This window comes from Sorangium sp. So ce327, assembly GCF_051530205.1.
Lineage (GTDB): Bacteria > Myxococcota_A > Polyangia > Polyangiales > Polyangiaceae > Sorangium > Sorangium cellulosum_B.
The window spans coordinates 3,690,891-3,707,738 of record NZ_CP150330.1 but is presented as its reverse complement, the minus strand read 5'-3'; the positions used below and the strand labels follow the sequence as shown (position 1 = coordinate 3,707,738).

Below are 16,848 nucleotides of genomic sequence, written 5' to 3'. Positions count from 1 at the left end.
TCAGGAGCGATCGGGCTCGACCGCGAGGGCGGTCGGGAGGACTTTCGGGACGGGCGCCGTGGCCGGGGCGGACACGGCGGCGGGCTCGTAGTGGCGCACGACGAGCAGCGAGGTCGGGCACCCCTGGATGATGTGCTCGGCGCGGATGCCGAACCGGCGCTGCGCGAGGCCCCACTCGGGACCGACGCCGACGAGGACGAGATCGTAGCCGCGCCTCGCCTCCTCGAGGGCCGCGTCCGCGGGAGAGTCGTGCTCCACCACCTTGAGAAGCACCTTGGACTTCTGCAGCGCGCCGCCCTCCTCGCCCTCGAACACCTCGTCGACCGTCTGCTGCGCGCCGAGCGCGTCGTCGGACCTGCGCTTCGGCTTGACGACGTGGAGGATGGTGACGTCCGCGCCGACCTGCTGCGCGAGCCGGCGGGCGAGCGAGAGCGCCGCCTTGTCGTGCAACGTGCCGTGGAACGGCACGAGCAGCTTGCGGACCGCGGCGAGCCCGCGATCGATGAGCACGCCGACGTCGGTGTGGGCGCCGCGCATGACCTCGTAGACGGTGCCGCCGAGCACGGTCTGGCTGAGGAGCGGCTTGTGCCAGCCGACCAGCACGAGGTCGGCCTGCTTCACGTCGGCGACGTTGCAGATGTCGTTGCTCGGCTTGGGCGAGACGAAGGAGAGCGGCCGGACCTCGGCGCCCAGCTCCTTGGCCCGCGACAGGAGCGGCGCGAGCGCGGCCGCCCCCTGCCGCTCGGGCCCCTGGTCGAGGTAGAACGAGCCGCGATCGGTCGGCGGGATGAGGCGCAGGGCGTAGAGGCGCCTCGCCTCGGGGCCCGTGCCGGCGAGCGCGCTCGCGAGGGTCACCATGCCGGGGCCGGAGCGCTCGTAGGAGACGCACATGAGCACGGTGAACACCTCTGCTGCCGCGGGCAGAGGCGTCCGCTCCGGCGCGTCGGCGAGCTCCTTGGCGAGCTCCTCCGGCGGGTAGATCCAGCGCAGGAGCGGCGTGGTCATGAAGGTGGTGACCAGCGCCATGAGCACCATCATCGTGAACAGCTTGGGCGAGATGATGCCCAGATCGAGCCCGAGGTTCAGGACGATGAGCTCCATCAGGCCGCGGGTGTTCATGAGGATGCCGAGCGCGCTGGCCTCCCGCCAGCTCTGGCCGGTGAAGCGGGCGGCCACGGTGCTGCCGCCGAACTTGCCGAGGCAGGCGACCAGGATGATGAGGCCGCACATCATCCAGCCGTCGACCGAGTTGAGCAGCCCGATGTGCGTGCGCAGGCCGCTGTAGGCGAAGAACAGCGGGAGCAGGAAGACGACGGCGAAGTCCTCGAGCTTCTCGGCGAGGCTCTTCGCGAAGCCGGTGCCCTTCGGCATGATCGCGCCGAGCATGAAGGCCCCGAACAGCGGGTGGATGCCGATCATCTCGGTCATCCAGCTCGAGACGATGAGCAGGAGGAGCGTGACGGCGACGAGGTCCTGCGAGAGCCCTTCCTTGCTGGAGCCGCGCTCGCCGAGCCGGGCGAGGAAGGGGCGGACCACGAACAGCATGCCGGCGATGTAGGCGACGGCGAAGACGGTGGTCCAGACAGCGCCCACGAGCCCCGTGGCGCGCGCGATCGAGACGACGAACGCGAGGATGCACCAGGCGGTCACGTCGTCGACGGCGGCGCACGTGATGGTGAGGGCGCCGACCTTCGTGCCCAGCAGGCGCCGCTCGGTGAGGATGCGCGCGAGCACCGGGAACGCCGTGATGCTCATGGCCACGCCCATGAACAGCGTGAACGACGAGAACGGGACGGAGCTGTCGGAGAGCCGCGGGTACAGGTAGAGCGCGAGGAGCCCGCCCAGCGCGAACGGCACGACGATGCTCGTGTGGCTGATGATGACCGAGGCGTGGCCGCGCCCGCGCAAGAGCTTCGGATCGAGCTCCAGCCCGATGAGGAACATGAAGACGATGAGGCCGACCTCGCTCACCAGCTTCAGGAGCGGCAGCGACTCGTTTGCAAACAGGAGCGCCGACGTATCGGGAAAGAGCCAGCCGAACAGCGACGGGCCGAGCAGGATGCCCGCCGTGACCTCGGCGATGACCATCGGCTGCTCCATCCGGCGGGCCACCAGGCCCACGAGCCGCGCGCAGGCGATGATCAAGAACGCCTGGATGAGGAAGCGGCTCAGCGAGTTGTGGATCAGAATCTCCATGGGGAGCGCTCCCTCCTGGTGGTAAGTGTTAAGTTATCGCTTATCAGCGGGCTGTCTCGGCTGTCAAGAAAGGGATGCGCAGCGTCAAGCGGCCTGAGCAGGACGTCGGAGGCGCGCCGACAGCGCGTCAGGCAGGCCGCGTGAGCGACCGGGTGCGCCGCGCGATCGGACGAGCGGGCCCAGCTCGACCAGCGCGTCGGCGGGTGCCTCTCGCGGGCGGTTGTTGAGCGTAGGAGCGCGCCCTGGCGCAGGCGGCGCCTACCAGTCGGTCGGCATGTAGTCTTTGAAGAACTGGCCGTACGCGTGTTGGCCGCTGAGCAGCCCGGAGAAGATAGGATCGCAGATGCGGGCGGCGCCGTCGACGATATCGAGCGGCGGATGAAAGCCGTGCTCCTCGAGCTTTCGCGCGGCGAGCGCCGCGGGGTCCTCGTCGGTGACCCACCCGGTATCGACGCTGTTCATGAAGATGCCGTCCTTCACATAATCGGGCGCGGACGTGCGCGTCATCATGTTGAGCGCGGCTTTCGCCATGTTGGTGTGAGGGTGCCTGTCCGTCTTGTAACGACGGTAGAACTGCCCCTCCATCGCCGAGACGTTGACGATGTGCCTGTCGAACGTGGGCCGTCGCGTCATGAGCGGCTTCAGCCGGGAGTTCAGGACGAAGGGGGCGACCGCGTTGACGAGCTGCACCTCGAGCATCTCGACGGTCGGGACCTCGGCGAGGGTAAGCCGCCAGCTGTTCAGCGTCCGGAGATCGACCTGCTGGAGATCGGCGTCGTAGCGCCCCTGGGGGAAGAGCAGCTCGTCGAGGCGCTCATCGCCTGGAGCCGGGATCTGGGAGAGCAAGGCGGGCTCGCGCAGGCCCGCGGTGGGGTCGGCGCCGGCGACGAGGGGGAGCGTGCCGCACGCGCGGAGCGCGTCGTACTCGCGGAGCGGAGCCTGAGCGCCCTGCGGGAGAGAGTGGACGGGCGCGGTCTCGCCCTCGATGAGGTGGCCGTAGAAGCCCGGCGGTCGCCGCACGGTCTGACAGGCGTTGTTGATGATGAAATCGAGCCGGTCGAGCGTGTGGAGGAGGTGGCGCGTGAAGAGCTCGACGCTCGGCGTGTGTCGGAGATCGAGGCCGTAGATCGCGACCCGTGATCCCCAGGCGTCGAAGTCGCGCTCGGCCGAGAAGCGGCGGGCGGCGTCGTGCGGGAAGCGGGTCGTGACGATGACCCGCGCGCCGGCGCGGAGGAGCATGATCGCCGCCTGATAACCGATCTTCACGCGCGCGCCCGTGACGAGCGCGACGCGGCCGTCGAGCGGCGCGGTCTGGCTGCGTTTGCGGTAATTGAAGTCGCCGCACGCGGCGCACATCGCGTCGTAGAAGAAGTGGACTTTGCGGAACTCGGCCTTGCAGACGTAACACTTCCGCGGCCGCGCGAGCTCCGGCGCGCCCGGCTCGGCCGGCGGCCCGGGCTCCTCGGTGGCCTCCGGCGACGCGGGCTCCTCGGCGGGGTCGGCCCACGACAGCGGGGGCGCGGCCGGGGCGAGCGCGTCCGGCGTGCGGAACACCGGCTCTCGACGGGCGACGCGGATGCCGACCGCATCGAGCAGGGCGGCGTCGGCGGACTTCTGCGCGTGCCGGTCGCGCTTGCGGAACGCCCTGGCGAGCTCTCGCTGCTCGGCGCGCTCGGGGCGCGAGACGCGGCCGGCGGCCAGGAGGAGCCGGCGGCGGTCCTCGGAGCTGATGGCGGCGAGCTGCGCGCGATCGAGGGCCAAGGCCTCCAGCACCTTGAGGCAAGCGTCGAGATCGGCGGCAGTGAACGGCCGGCCTGCGCCGGCGGCTTCGCGGTCGGGACTCATCGAAGCGTGCGTGCATAGCACGCGGGAGACCGCGCGCGAACCGCAGGGGCGCTTCGGGTCCTGCCGGCACGCTTCTAACCGCGCCGCATCGCGCCCCATCGTGCCACGCCGCGCCGCGCCCAGAGCCCCGCGGACGAGTCGCGCGAGCCGCATCCTGTTCGCCGGCTGACGATTGTACACTATGCCCGCACATCCCCCTGAGCCCTCGGAAACTCAAGCAGAGGATCTTATGCTCGAGTCGGCACACAGTCTGTTCGCGACGGAATTCATGCCCCATGGCCATTGCTACTTCTGGCAGCCGGGCATGGTCTGGCTGCAGGTCATCACCAACCTCGCGATCGGCTTCGCCTATCTCTCGATCTCCCTGACCCTCGCCCACCTGGTCCGGCGCATCCGGGACATCCCCTTCCAGTGGGTGTACCTCGCGTTCGGCACCTTCATCGTTGCCTGTGGGTTCACGCACTTCATGGATGTGTGGGTCATCTGGCAGCCGCTGTACTGGCTGGATGGGGCCCTCCGGGCCATCACGGCGATCGCCTCCGTCGGCACCGCGATCCTGCTCGTTCCGCTGCTCCCCAAGGTGGTCGCGCTGGCGGGGGCGGCGCGTGTCACACGCGAGGACGAGCTCCGCAGGGAGGAGCTGAACCGCCAGCTCTCGGCGCTCTACGAGAGCACGCGCGAGGCGCTCGCGGAGGCCATTCCCCAGCTCGTATGGACCGCGACGCCGGACGGGGAGTTCGACTACGTCAACCGGCGCTTCGCGGAGTACGTCGGCGAGCGTCGGCCCAGCGGCGCGGCCTGGACGGCCGCCATCCACCCCGAGGACGCGGATCGGGTCGTGGCGCGCTGGAAGGAGAGCTTCGCCAGCGGAGACGCCTACGAGATCGAGTACCGAATTCGGCGCAGCGACGGGGTCTACCGCTGGTTCCTCGTGCGCGGGTTGCCCCTGCACGACACGACCAGGCGGATCGTGAAGTGGTTCGGCACCTGCACCGACATCCAGGAGCAGAAGATCGCGGCCGAGGAGCGCGAGGTGATGCTCCAGCAGGCGCGAGAGGCCGTGAGGGCGCGAGAGATCTTCCTCGCCGTCGCGGCCCATGAGCTCAAGACACCGATCACGCCGCTGCGCGCCGAGGTGGAGAGCGTGCTGCGCGCGGCGCGCGCCGCGCGCGCAGACCGCCTCACGCCCGAGCGCCTGGTCATCAAGCTATCGGTCGTGGAGCGGCAGATCGATCGCCTGGAACGGCTGGTCTCCGACCTGCTCGACGTCTCGCGCATCGCCGCTGGACGGATCGAGCTTCAGATACAGGAGGTCGACCTCGCGGAGGTCGTGTGCGAGGTGGTCGAGCAGCACAAATACGACCTCGCCAGGAACTCGATGTCGCTCCACCTCGCCGCCGACGCCACGGGCGGCTGGGATCGCAGGCGCCTCGACCAGGTGGTGAACAACCTCCTCACCAACGCGCTCAAGTACGGCCGTGGACGTCCGATCACGATCACCGTGTGGTCAAGCGATGTCCGCGCGTGGCTCACGATCGCGGACCAGGGCATCGGCATCGCGCCCGAGCACCAGGCCATCATCTTCAACCAGTTCGAGCGCGCGGTCTCGGAGCGGCACTACGGGGGGCTCGGCCTCGGGCTGTGGATCGTGCGGGAGGTCGTCGGGGCCATGGGTGGGACGGTGTCCGTCGCGAGTGAACCGGACGTCGGCTCGACCTTTACTGTGGAGTTGCCTCGACAACGTGGGAAGCTCGATGACACCGAGACCAAATCTCCTTAAGCTGACACGATGAAGCACATCCTGTTGGTGGAGGACAACGAGGATATTCAGATCTCGCTCCGCGACGCGCTGGAGGAAGACGGTGCTTACAGCGTCATGACGGCTGGAAACGGAGCGGAGGCGCTCGCGCTGCTCGAGCGCGGCGAGCGGCCGAATATGATGCTCATCGATCTGTTGATGCCCGTCATGGACGGTGTGGAGTTGATCGACCGGATGCGGCGCGACGCGCGGTTCGCGGGCATCCCGGTCGTCGTCCTGTCGGCCGCGTCGATCACGTCCCCGCCGCCCGGAACACCGTTGCTCAGGAAGCCGATCCGCTACGAGGCCCTCCTCGGAGCGGTCCAGAAGGCGTGCGGGTGCTGAGCGCGGTGCGCTCGCGCACATAGGAGGCTACTTGCCGGCGGGCGCGTAGGGGCAGGGAGCGCCGCCTTCTCCGGTCTCGGCGAGGACGCCCGTCGAAGGATCGATGCTGAGCGTGGTCGGGAACGGGTGAGCGCCCGGCCCCTGCGACCCTTCGGAGACCGAGAGCAGGATCGTCCTGTCGGCGCGCTTGAACGCCCCCTTGCGATGGACGATGCCCGACCAGACGCACGCCACATTCGGCGGGCAGGGAGAGACGCGATCCTCGGCGACGAAGCTGCCGTCTTTCGCGAGGGAGAGCCGGCGCTCGTACTTGCGCGGACCGCACGCTGCGGAGCTCCACGTGCCGAACAGCGCTTCCTCGCCGGGCGCGGTGGTCGCGGTCCGCCCTGTCGTGGCCGGCGCCTGGGTCGTCGCGGTGACCGTGGCCGAAGCCTGCGGCGCGGGCGTGCCCGGCGCCGCGGTGGACAACGGCTCCGCGGGTGATGACGGCTCGGGCGCCGGCTCGCGCGGACCGTTGACGGTGCACGCAGCGAGCGGCGCCAGCAGCGCGGCGAGGGGGAGGATGAACGTTCGCATCACACCCGCTCATCCCATGGCGGCTCAACGCGCGCAACGCATGCACCGCCGGAGGCCGCGGCGATGCGCCCGCCCCGCGAGCGACGACACGGCGGGGAGCGCCGCGCGGAAGGCCGCGATCGACGTGCGCTACCCCAGCAGCGCGAGCAGATCCTCCCGCGTCAGCGAGGCCGCCCTGTCCGCCTCGCCAAGCGCGGCGCCCGCGATCGCGCGCTTCCGCTCCTGCAGCGCGAGGATCCCCTCCTCCACCGTGTCCTTCGCGACGAGCCGGTGGACCATCACCGGCCGGTGCTGTCCGATACGGTGGGCCCGATCGGCCGCCTGATCTTCGACCGCGGGGTTCCACCAGGGATCGAGCAGGAAGACGTGATCCGCCGCCGTCAGGTTCAGGCCGGTGCCGCCCGCCTTGAGCGAGATCAGCATCACCGGCGGGCCGCCCGGCGACTGGAACTCGTTGACCACCCCGGCGCGGTCGCGCGTCCCGCCGTCGAGGCGGCTCCACGGGATCCCCGCCGCGTTGAGGTGCGGCTCGACGAGGTCGAGCAGCGAGGTCCACTGCGAGAACACGAGCGCCTTGTGGCCGTCCGCGACGCACTCCTCGAGCGCCTCGATCAGCCGCGTCACCTTGGAGGAGGGCGTGGTCCGCGCCGCCGGCGCCGCGCCGCCGGCGCTCGATCCCGGGATCAGCGCCGGATGGCAGGCCGCCTGGCGCAGGCGGAGCAGCGCCTCCAGCGCCGCCATGACGCTCGCCCCCTCCGCGAGCTTCTCCACCACGTCCTTGCGGGTGGCCGCGCGCACCGCATCGTAGAGCTCGCGCTCCGCCTCCTCGAGCTCGCAGTAGAGCACCATCTCCGATCGCGGCGGCAGCTCCGGCGCCACCTCGCCCTTCAGCCGCCGCAGCACGAAGGGGCGGATCTTCTGCCGCAGCTCGGCCGCGGCGCCCTGCACGCCCTCGGCGATCGGCCGGCCGTAGCGCTCCTGGAAGGCGCTCCGCCCGCCGAGAAGGCCGCGGTTCGTGAAGTGGAGCAGGCTCCAGAGCTCCTCGAGCCGGTTCTCGACCGGCGTGCCGCTCAGCGCCACACGCAGCTCGGCGCGGAGCGCGAACGCCGCCCGCGCCGCCTGGCTGTCGGGGTTCTTGATCGCCTGCGCCTCGTCGAGCACCACGGCCTCCCAGGCCTGCGTCGCGAGCAGCTCGGCGTCGTTGCGGAGCACGGCGTAGGTCGTCAGCGTGACGTCGGCCGAAGGATCGAGGGCGCGCCGCGTGCCGTGGTAGATCGCGAACCGGAGGCCCGGGCGAAAGCGCCGTATCTCGTCGGCCCAGTTGTGGACGACGCTGCGCGGGCACACGACGAGCGTCCGCCCGCGCAGCGAGCAGAGCGTCTGCAGCGTCTTGCCGAGCCCCATGTCGTCGGCGAGCACCGCGCCGAGGCCGGCGTCTCGCAGGAACGACAGCCAGTCGACGCCGCGCCGCTGGTAGGGGCGAAGCGTCGCGGTCAGGTCGGAGGGCAGCGGCGCCTCCGGGAGCGACGCGAAGCCGTCGAGCAGCGGCATGAGCTTGTCGAAGCCCGACGGGCGCGGGTACTCGATCTCGTCGCACAGCGCGGCCAGCGCCGGGAGCGCCGCGGGCGGCACCTCCTTGTCTTCGCGCCGCGCCGCGAGCAGATCGGCGACGCGCGCGCCGTACCTGTCGAGCCACTCCGAGGGCAGCGGCGCCCACCCGCCGCCGAGGAGCGGCACGAGCGGCAGGCCGTCCTGCCACGCGCGGATCACGGCCGTCGCGTCCGCGCGCTTCGGGGGCGCGCCGGCGCCGTCGCCCTCGTCGCCCGCGCCGTCGTCGCGCCCCGCCGAGAGCTCGAACTCGACGTCGAAGGCCCGGTCCTCGATGACGAAGCGCGGCACGAGCGCGGCCTTGCCGAAGATCTCGCCGCGCGCGTCGGCGAAGGCGCGGGCGTCCCACGACTCGAGGCGCGAGGCGAAGCGGATCGCCTCGACGCCGTCGAAGTCGACCCGGCGGCCCGGGATGAGGTGGAGCTCGTCGCGCAGCCGGACCAGCAACATGCGCTCCGCGGGCTCGTCGCGGACGGGCACGGCGCCGGACAGGTGCACGAGCCGGCCGTTCTCGATGCGCGCCTCCGGCGGGTCGCCGTACACGAGGCTGGGCACGACGGAGAGCGTGTGCTCCTTCTGGCTGAGCTCCAGGAGGATCCGCGGCCGGGACGCGCCGCCCGCGCGGGGCAGGCGCTGGCTCTGGATCGTGACCGGGACGCGCTTGGTCAGCTCCGGGAGGACGTCGGTCACCAGCTTGCCGAGGTCCCCCCGCGGGAACACCCGCCGGAGCGGCAGCCGCTCGAGCTTCGGCCCCGTGAGGTCCATCTCCCGGAGCAGGTGCAGCGTGCCGCCGCACCGCACGACGCCCGACGCGATCACCTCGTCGACGCGCGGGTCCCGCTCCACGACGAGCGCCGCGCCATCGTCGTGATCGCGCACCGCCGCGCGAGGGCCGATCGCCTCGCTGGAGACGCGCACGGGCGCGCCGTCGAGCTCCACGTCCGCGACGCCCGCCAGCGCCGCGAAGAGCTCGGGCTGGCGATCCGAGGGGAAGTAGCCGTGCTGCTTCGTGCCCACGAGGCGGTCGATCGCCAGGTCCTCGTGCGTCGGGTAGAGCTCGGGCAGCCTCGGCCCCGGCCGCTCCGGGCTCGCTGGAGCCCGCACGGCGCGGCCAGCGAGGCTGGCGAGCGAGAGCCGGAGCGGCTCCTCGGCGCCGCTCGCGTGCACGACCATCCGCTCGAGCGCGAGCACGAGCCCCTTGCGCCGGAGCCGGTACCGCAGCCGCGCCGGCGGCGCAGCCGCGCCGGTCGCGCCGCCCTGCGCGGCCGGGTGCCCCTGCGCCGCTGGCTGGCCCTGCGCGGCCGGCTGGCCCTGCGCCGCTGGCTGGCCCTGCGCAGCCGGCTGGCCTTGCGCGACCGGTTGCGAGAGCGACAGCGTCGCCGCGACAGCGTGCGCGCAGGGGTCGATTTTTCCACCGCAGTCGCAGGTCCACTCGGCGTCCGCTGGGTAGAGGGTGACGGTTGGCGCAACGGGCTGCCCGGCCGCCTTGATGCGGACCACGATGGCATCGCCGCGATCCTCCCGTCCGAAGGCAGCGCCCTCACGGGCGAGCTTGACGCCCTGGGACCAGAGGCCCGGAAGACAGGCTTTCCTGATGGCTTCGAGAAGACCCTGCACTGAGACTCCAGACACCGACGGCTGGCCGCGGTAGCTCGCGCGCTCTCCCGGGACCAGCGCCACTTCTTGGGATGTTCACAGAAAGACGAGGATGACGGAAAGAGGTTCAGGCGTCTTCTTCCGCTTCTTCCGCTGCCTCGTCCTCCAGATTCCGGGAGCTTGCCCGGCATGAGCGGGGCGCTGCTGTAGCAGGTATCCGCGCCGCATCACGCGGCGAGCTTCACCGACGCGTCAGGTGCTCGCGGTAGCGCGTCGTGAGCTCCATCCAGCGCAACGTGAGGATCGGCTCGCGCTCGAGCCGATCCTGCCAGCTGCGATCGACGGCTTTCCACAGGTCGCGGTCGGCGATGCCGTGGCGCAGGAGCGCCTGGTCGAACGACGAGGCCGCTCCGATCGACGACTCGGCGCAGAGGACCGCGTACTGCTGAAGGCTGAGCGAGGGCAGCGCGCTCCGCGCGCCCGGAAGGTCGCTCCGCGGGGCGGGCGCAGGGGCCGCAACGCTCGGCGTCGCCACCCCGGCCGCGGCCGGCACGGCGCCGCTCGCGTCGAGCTCGCCGGGAGATCGCCGGAGGGTGACCCCCGACCGCGCGTTGCCGCCATCGAGCTCCAGCGGCTCGGCCTCCGACGGGAGCTTGATCGAGGGCAGCGGCAGGGCCCGCGGCACCTCGACGGTCTCGTCGGCCTCGCCCTCCGAGGGGGGGCGTTTTCCGCTCGACATGGGGACGATCACCGACTGCGGCGACGAGGCCGCGCGCCGCGGCGGCGCGGAGGAGGCGCTCCCCCGACCGCCTCGCCGTGAGCCGGCGCGCTCGCCGTCGGGCGCCGCGAACGACAGCACCGGACCGGCGTCGGTGATCTCCATCTGCAGGATGATCTCACCCGTCCTTCCGCGAACGACGAGCCGATCACCCGCGGGCGTCACCTCCATCTCGTAGCGCCGCCCGGAGGAGAGCGAGACGGTCGCCGAGGGGACCGGCGCGCCGCTCGCCGCCCCCCGCGAGCCCATCTCTTCCTGAGGACGGAGCCCGGCCTGATGCAGCCCGCGCTCGCTATCGGGTGGATCCCCGCTCATCAGGATCCGAGCCTAACGCAGCAAGCGCACGCCCCGCGAGCGCTTTCTGCGCCTGCGACGCTTTCGACGCTCTCGACGCATGTTCAAGCGTCTGAGCCCGGTCCCAGTACGCCGCCTGGGGACACGCGGCTCGCTTTCCTGCGATCGGGCGCGGGCCCATCCGAGCCGAACCGACCCCCTCCGACGCGGTGCGCCCGGTCGGTCGCCTTGGCTCGCGCCTGAGCGCCGCGGCCTGCGCTCGGTCGCGCAGGGTTGCGCAGGAGCGCGCTCGGTCACCCAGGAGTTGGGTCGAGGGTGCACTCCGACACAGATCGCTTACGTGGCCCGGCGTGTCTTCATTTCACGAGGTGCGTCGCTGCGCTCAGGCCCGGGCTGCGCTGACAAAAAATCGCCGCTGTTGGCGTTCTCTTGGAATTCGCCGGCGCTGATCGCAATGCGTCCAGAGAGGTCATTCCTTGTGTACTCCGGCCCATCTTCGCTTGGAACGGTCGCCTCTGTAGTAAAGCGGGCTGCGAGCTCTTCCCGACAGGAGGTCTATGAAGACTACCTCTCTCGCCCTTGCGCTGCTGTTCACCGCGTGCATCCCAGGCTGCTTCTACACCAAAGTAACTTACGAGACATGCGACACCGAGTGTGAGAACGTGCCCAACCAGGACGCATGTCTAGCGGAATGCGGGACGTGCGTGGATCAATGTGAAAGCGAGCCCTACGGACCCGAACGCTGGGATTGCATCGCGGAATGTCGGACGTGCGCGAAAGTGTGTAGAAACCAGCCTGACCGCGACGCGTGCATCTCGGCATGCGACGACACGTGCAGCGGCGACCAGTGTGTCGAGCCGGCTCCGGAGGGCTTCTATGGCCCGGCGCTGCTCTGGGTCGGCAGGACGGTGGACGAGCCGAACTGCCCCGGCAGCGCCCCCACCAGGGTGTACAGGGGGTACGAGACCCCTGACTTCCCCTTCGCGTGCAGCCCATGTCGGTGCGGCGAGCCAGCCTGCGCCTTGCCCGACGATCTCCGGACGGCCGCCTCGCTGAAGTGCGGTGGCCCGGCGGTCTCGGTGCATGAGCCCCGGGACATGCTGAACGGCACCTGCGTGGTGCCCAGCGACGCCCGGGTGAACGATCATCAATCGATCGTCCTCGGCGCGACCCGAGTGACGCCTTGCGAAGCCAGCATCGAGCCCCCCCCGGTGCCACAGTTCACCTTGCGGTGGTCTCGCTCCGGCGTGGCGTGCGGAGGCGTCCCCCGGGAACCCACGTGCGCCTCTCCGTCGGAGACGTGCGTGTCACCCGATCAGGGGCGCGGCTTCGCTCAGTGCATCATGTACCTCGGCGAGGGCGAGGTGACCTGCCCGGAAGATTACCCGGAGGACGTCGTCCTCTACGACGGCATGAGGGACGAACGCCACTGCACGCCGTGTGAGTGCGGCCCTCCGACAGGCAGCGAGTGTTCCCTGGCGCTCCTTTCCTTCCGGGACGGCGCGTGCGGCGAGCTGATCACCGCCGGCACCGCTTCGAGCCATGCCCCGGGCTGCGTCGCCGCCGTGCCCGGGAAAACGCCCAAGAGCATGAAGGCTATCTGGCAGGTCAACCAGCCCGGAAGCTGCGAGCCGAGCGGCGGAGAGCTGCGAGGCGAGATCGTCCTCACCGGCCCGAGCACGTTTTGCTGCCAAACACGTCCAGGCGAGAACGGGTGACGGTCACGCGCCGCGAAGGGTGGCGCGGCGCCGCCCGAGCCACACGATTCGGGCTTCTCCTGAACCACGGTCGGGCTTGACCAGAATCTACGATGTCAGGCAAAGGCGCCAGGTAGATGGATCCGTGGGCATGACGGAAAAATCTCTCGATAGGGAGAAATCGACGAGTCAAAACGCAATGCGACCCGCGCGCTCGAGAGCGCACACAAAAGCCTTTACGTGCGCTCCAAAGTCAGTATCTACAGGATCACGACGTGGGAGCGGCGACGTCGAGCCGGCCTCCGTCACGCGGCAGAGGTGCACTGTCCTACGGGCGCCGGAGACGTTGAAGAGGGGGGCCACATGGCGGGGTGTTGCGGCCGGACGGGAGACAGCGGCGTGCATCGGGTCGAGGTGTCCACTCCGCTCCGTACCGCACCGATCCCGCCCTAGCCGGGACGCCGATGCGACGCGCCGGTTGTGCCGCCGTGCTCGTTGTTTTGATGGCGACGACCCCGGTGCACGCGGATACGCCTCGGTCTGAATCGGGACGGGAGACTCAGGAGGACGACCACATGTTCCGCGGCGAGATCTCCGCGTCACCGCTGCTCGCCGTGGGCCTCCTGCCCGCGCTCGGCGGAGGGGCCTCTTTCGCCACGGCGTTCCGCTGGCCCAGCCTGTCGATCGGCGTCGAGGCGCGGATGTTCACCTCCCTGGCAGACACCTTCGCGGACGGCGTCCTGGTCCATGCGAGCCTGGCGATGCCGACGCTCGACATCTGCGGTCATCGCGGGGTCCTGTCGGTGTGCGCCGTCTTCGACGCCGGCGAGCTGCGGATCACGAGCGACCCCGGCGTCAGCATTCAAGCGCGCCAGCCGTGGGTCAGCTCGGTCGGCCTGCGGGTCGCGGGCGACTGGCGCTTCTCCGAGCAGCTGTTCCTGCGCGGGTTCGCCGAGCTGCACACGAACCACAGCCGTCCGTCCCTCTGGGTGAACAACAGAGAGGTATGGCGGGTCCCTCCGCTCTCCGGCGTGGTCGGCGTGGGGCTCGTGCTCCCCGTGGATGCCTTCTGAGCGAGTCACCCTGGCCGCCCCCTGGACGGGAATGCGGCCGATGACACCTGGCCTGAACAAGCGGTCACCACGCCGCGATGAGCACCATGTCAGCAGCATCAGCAAGAGACACCGGGGCTGACGCGGCGCCGCACGACCGACCCGGCTCCGCGCGTCGGCGATCCCTGGCCGGACTTCGGGCGGGCGGAACCAGCGTCCGAGCGCCGTGGTGGCTCGTCGCTGCGGCCGCGGCCCTGCTGTCGCCCTGGCGCGCCGGCGCCGCGCCGCCCCGCGCCGCAGTGCAGCTCGAGTACCGGCGCGCGCCAGGGGCCGAGCGCTGCCCGGGCGAGGCGCTCCTGCGCGAGGAGATGGCCAGGCAGCTCGGCTATGACCCGGTGGAGCCCGAGGCGGCCGCGCAGGCCAAAGCCCTTGTCTTCCGCGGTCCAGGGAGGGAGATACACGCCACCATGGATCTCTACGACGCCGATGGATCCATCGCATGGTCACGGCACCTGGTCGTCTATCACGACGACTGCAAAGAGCTTGTCATGAACATGGCGCTCTCGCTCCGGGTCGCGCTCGATCCGAGCCTCCACGTGCCGCCCGCCGCGCCCCCACCGCCGCCCTCCCCCGCCCCGCCCCCGGCCGACGCCGCTGCCGCCGCGCCCGCGCGGCGGGCGTGGCCCGACGTCAGGGTCGGCCTTGCGGGGTCCGCGGTGCTCGGAACCCTGCAGGGGACGACCGCCGGGACGGCGCTCCATGTCGCGCTCCGCTATCCATCCTTCACCCTCGGCGTGGAAGGCCACGTTCAATTGCCGGTCACGATTCAGCTCGACGAGGCGACGAGCATCTCGACCTGGCTCGCGGCGGCGAACGTGATGCCGTGTTCGCAGCGCCGTCACCTCTTCGCGTGTGCCGTCGCGTCGGTCGGGGTCGTGACGACCTCCAGCACCGACGCCAGGATCATCGACACCTCGTCGCTCTGGCTCGCCACAGGGCCGCGCGCAGGCATCGAGATGCCGATCTCGGATCGGCTCGCCATCCAGTTCTATGGCGACATCCTGCTCCGCCTCTCGGAGTTCCGCGTCGAGAGCCAGGAACGTGTGCTCTGGACCCCGCCCGCCTACGGCGGGCTCGTGGGCCTCCGCCTGGACGTCAACCTCGATCCGCGGAGCGAGGCGCCCGCGCGTCGCGCTGCCCTCCCTCGGGGTGCCGAGGCAGCGCATTGACAAGCTTCGCGACGACGACGCCGTCGCCACGCTCGAGGGGGGAACAGAGATGGGGTCACAGTCACGCAAAAACACATCCGCAGAGCCTTCCCACGCCCGCATGGCGGAGATCGCCGACGAGCACTTCTCGTTCATCGCCCGCTACCTCGCCCGCCTCGGGGTTCGCGCGCAGGACATCGAGGACGTCACCCAGGAGGTCCTCGCCGGCGCCTACCGTGCGCTGCCGCGGTTCGATCCCAGCCGGGGCACCGTGCGGTCGTGGCTCATGGGCATCGCGACCCACCAGGCGTCGAACCATTTCCGACGGGCCCACCGCCGCCACGAGCGCCTCCGGCCGTTCGACGATCTCGCGGCGCTGCCCGACGTCACCCCCGACTCCGAGCAGCACGCCATCGCGAGGGACCGGCGCTGCGTGCTCGACAAGCTGCTCCAGGAGATGCCCATGGAGCGCCGCTGCGTGTTCGTCGCCCATGAGCTCGAGGAGATCGACATGGCCGAGATCGCCCAGCAGCTGTCGATCCCCCTGAGCACCGCGTGGAGCCGGCACCGGCTCGCCTGGGTCGACATCGAGGCAGCGATGCGTCGCTGGCAGGCGCGGCAGCGCGGCCGCGGGCTCGCGCTCATCCCCTTCAGCGCCGGCGCGCTCGTCCAGGAGGCGCGCACGGGAGGCGAGGGCGCGCCGACGTTGCTCACGAGGCTGTACCGCAGCGTCCGCGGGGTGTTCTCTCCGTGGCCATGGAAGCTCCCGATCGAGGGCGGCGCGCCGACGCGGACAGGCTCGCTCCATATCGCAGCGAGTATCGCAGTCCCGCTGGCGAGCGCCGCCGCCGTCATCGCGCTCACCCTCGGCGCGCTGCGCGCCGCCTCGACGCCGGCCGCCGCCGGCACGCGCGCGGCGACCGGGCTCGCCATGGCGGTCATCCCGACGCCGCCGCCCCCGCCCGCGCTGCCACCGTCCCCGCCCGCGCTGCCACCGTCCCCGGCCGCGCAGCTGCCGTCCCCGGCCGCGCAGCTGCCGCCGCCCGCCGCAGCTGCAGCGGCGGGCGCTCCGCAGGGCGGCCGGATCGCGGGCGCTGGGAACTCGCGAGCGACCAGCGCGGCGCTGCCGGCGCAGAAGGCCGCGCCCCGTCCGTCGGGCGGAGCGACCTTGCACTCCGCGGGACCGTCTGGGGCGTCGAACGATCAGGAGATCGCCGCGGAGCGCACCCTCATCGACGGCGCGATCACGGCGCTGTCGCGCGGTCGTTATGCGGAGGCGAAGCGCCGCCTGATCGAGCACCGGATGAGGTTCCCAGCCGGCCGCCTCACCGCCGAGAGGAACGCGGCGCTGCGCGCGCTCCGCGCGAGGACGGCAGCCGCCGGGCCCCGCCCGCTCCTGTAGAGCGACGGTCACCCGCTTCGGATACGGGCCCACCTCGACGTTTTCGGTGCTCAGCGCACAGGAGTGCGCTTGCGCGCCGAAAACGCCGATCTGGGCCCGTCTCCTGTGCGGGAGACCGCCGCTCTGCTCTCCATGTATCTGCATGGTGCAGAGGTGGGCGGAAACCGCTGTAGCACTGCGCGGATGGCGAGGATTTGAACCGCCGAGGACACCAGGAGACTGGAGCCCTGGCCCCTCTAGACCTCTCGTCCGCCTCTCCTATCGGCACCGCCGGGGCACGGCGAAGCCGAAGCCCGGTCGAGAGCGATTCCCCCGTTCAGCTCTCCACGACGTCAGTGCTGCTCTCCTGCACAGGAGACGCTCCATACCGAGCGCTGCTCTCCCGTCCTTGGCGCTCGGGGGCGAGATGCAGGGGATCGCGCGCGCACAGAAGATCATTTTTCAGAGCCGATG

At 70.9% G+C, this 16,848-nt stretch carries 11 protein-coding genes; 6 read left to right on the top strand and 5 right to left on the bottom strand.

The genetic code is table 11. The features are described from left to right. Positions 1–2,196, bottom strand: a complete 2,196-nt coding sequence (locus tag WME95_RS14065; protein WP_437908914.1) for a cation:proton antiporter domain-containing protein — start codon at positions 2,194–2,196, stop codon at positions 1–3. 258 nt (positions 2,197–2,454) lie between these two features. Continuing rightward, a complete protein-coding gene (locus WME95_RS14060; RefSeq protein WP_437908913.1) occupies positions 2,455–4,041 on the bottom strand; it encodes an SDR family NAD(P)-dependent oxidoreductase in 1,587 nt (528 codons plus the stop codon). 229 nt (positions 4,042–4,270) lie between these two features. On the opposite strand from WME95_RS14060, the gene WME95_RS14055 reads away from it, so the two are divergent. After that, entirely contained in the window at positions 4,271–5,821 is a 1,551-nt protein-coding gene (locus WME95_RS14055; protein ID WP_437908912.1) for a PAS domain-containing sensor histidine kinase, read from the top strand. Positions 5,822–5,830: 9 nt separating this feature from the next. Further along, positions 5,831–6,184, top strand: coding sequence for a response regulator (locus WME95_RS14050; protein WP_437908911.1), 354 nt, complete (start codon positions 5,831–5,833; stop codon positions 6,182–6,184). Between the two features lie 27 nt (positions 6,185–6,211). Here the strand turns inward: WME95_RS14050 and WME95_RS14045 are convergent, their stop codons facing one another. The 3 genes from WME95_RS14045 to WME95_RS14035 all read right to left on the bottom strand — a co-directional run bounded on the left by WME95_RS14045 (position 6,212) and on the right by WME95_RS14035 (position 11,057). Continuing rightward, positions 6,212–6,760: a hypothetical protein gene (locus WME95_RS14045; RefSeq protein ID WP_437908910.1), complete on the bottom strand. Its 549-nt coding sequence runs from the start codon at positions 6,758–6,760 to the stop codon at positions 6,212–6,214. Positions 6,761–6,889: 129 nt separating this feature from the next. Further along, complete coding sequence (locus WME95_RS14040) at positions 6,890–9,985, bottom strand: DEAD/DEAH box helicase (protein WP_437908909.1); 3,096 nt, start codon at positions 9,983–9,985, stop codon at positions 6,890–6,892. A gap of 220 nt (positions 9,986–10,205) precedes the next feature. After that, the gene (locus WME95_RS14035; protein ID WP_437908908.1) at positions 10,206–11,057 is read right to left on the bottom strand and encodes a hypothetical protein; all 852 of its coding nucleotides are present in this window, start codon (positions 11,055–11,057) and stop codon (positions 10,206–10,208) included. Between the two features lie 758 nt (positions 11,058–11,815). Between WME95_RS14035 and WME95_RS14030 the strand changes: the two genes are divergently transcribed. The 4 genes from WME95_RS14030 (at position 11,816) to WME95_RS14015 (ending at position 16,395) form a co-directional block, all read left to right on the top strand. Next, entirely contained in the window at positions 11,816–12,754 is a 939-nt protein-coding gene (locus tag WME95_RS14030; RefSeq protein ID WP_437908907.1) for a hypothetical protein, read from the top strand. A gap of 554 nt (positions 12,755–13,308) precedes the next feature. Continuing rightward, positions 13,309–13,806 (top strand): hypothetical protein, encoded by a 498-nt coding sequence (locus WME95_RS14025; RefSeq protein ID WP_437552330.1) that lies wholly within the window; start codon positions 13,309–13,311, stop codon positions 13,804–13,806. 278 nt (positions 13,807–14,084) lie between these two features. Then, the gene (locus WME95_RS14020) at positions 14,085–15,014 is read left to right on the top strand and encodes a hypothetical protein (RefSeq protein WP_437552329.1); all 930 of its coding nucleotides are present in this window, start codon (positions 14,085–14,087) and stop codon (positions 15,012–15,014) included. Between the two features lie 100 nt (positions 15,015–15,114). After that, positions 15,115–16,395: an RNA polymerase sigma factor gene (locus WME95_RS14015; RefSeq protein WP_437908906.1), complete on the top strand. Its 1,281-nt coding sequence runs from the start codon at positions 15,115–15,117 to the stop codon at positions 16,393–16,395. The last annotated feature ends 453 nt before the right edge of the window (positions 16,396–16,848 follow it).

Bases quoted from the DNA above. Each gene is read 5' to 3' on its own strand.
- WME95_RS14065 (WP_437908914.1), bottom strand. From the start codon at position 2,196: ATGGAGATTCTGATCCACAACTCGCTGAGCCGCTTCCTCATCCAGGCG.
- WME95_RS14060 (WP_437908913.1), bottom strand. From the start codon at position 4,041: ATGAGTCCCGACCGCGAAGCCGCCGGCGCAGGCCGGCCGTTCACTGCC.
- WME95_RS14055 (WP_437908912.1), top strand. From the start codon at position 4,271: ATGCTCGAGTCGGCACACAGTCTGTTCGCGACGGAATTCATGCCCCAT.
- WME95_RS14050 (WP_437908911.1), top strand. From the start codon at position 5,831: ATGAAGCACATCCTGTTGGTGGAGGACAACGAGGATATTCAGATCTCG.
- WME95_RS14045 (WP_437908910.1), bottom strand. From the start codon at position 6,760: ATGCGAACGTTCATCCTCCCCCTCGCCGCGCTGCTGGCGCCGCTCGCT.
- WME95_RS14035 (WP_437908908.1), bottom strand. From the start codon at position 11,057: ATGAGCGGGGATCCACCCGATAGCGAGCGCGGGCTGCATCAGGCCGGG.
- WME95_RS14025 (WP_437552330.1), top strand. From the start codon at position 13,309: ATGTTCCGCGGCGAGATCTCCGCGTCACCGCTGCTCGCCGTGGGCCTC.
- WME95_RS14015 (WP_437908906.1), top strand. From the start codon at position 15,115: ATGGCGGAGATCGCCGACGAGCACTTCTCGTTCATCGCCCGCTACCTC.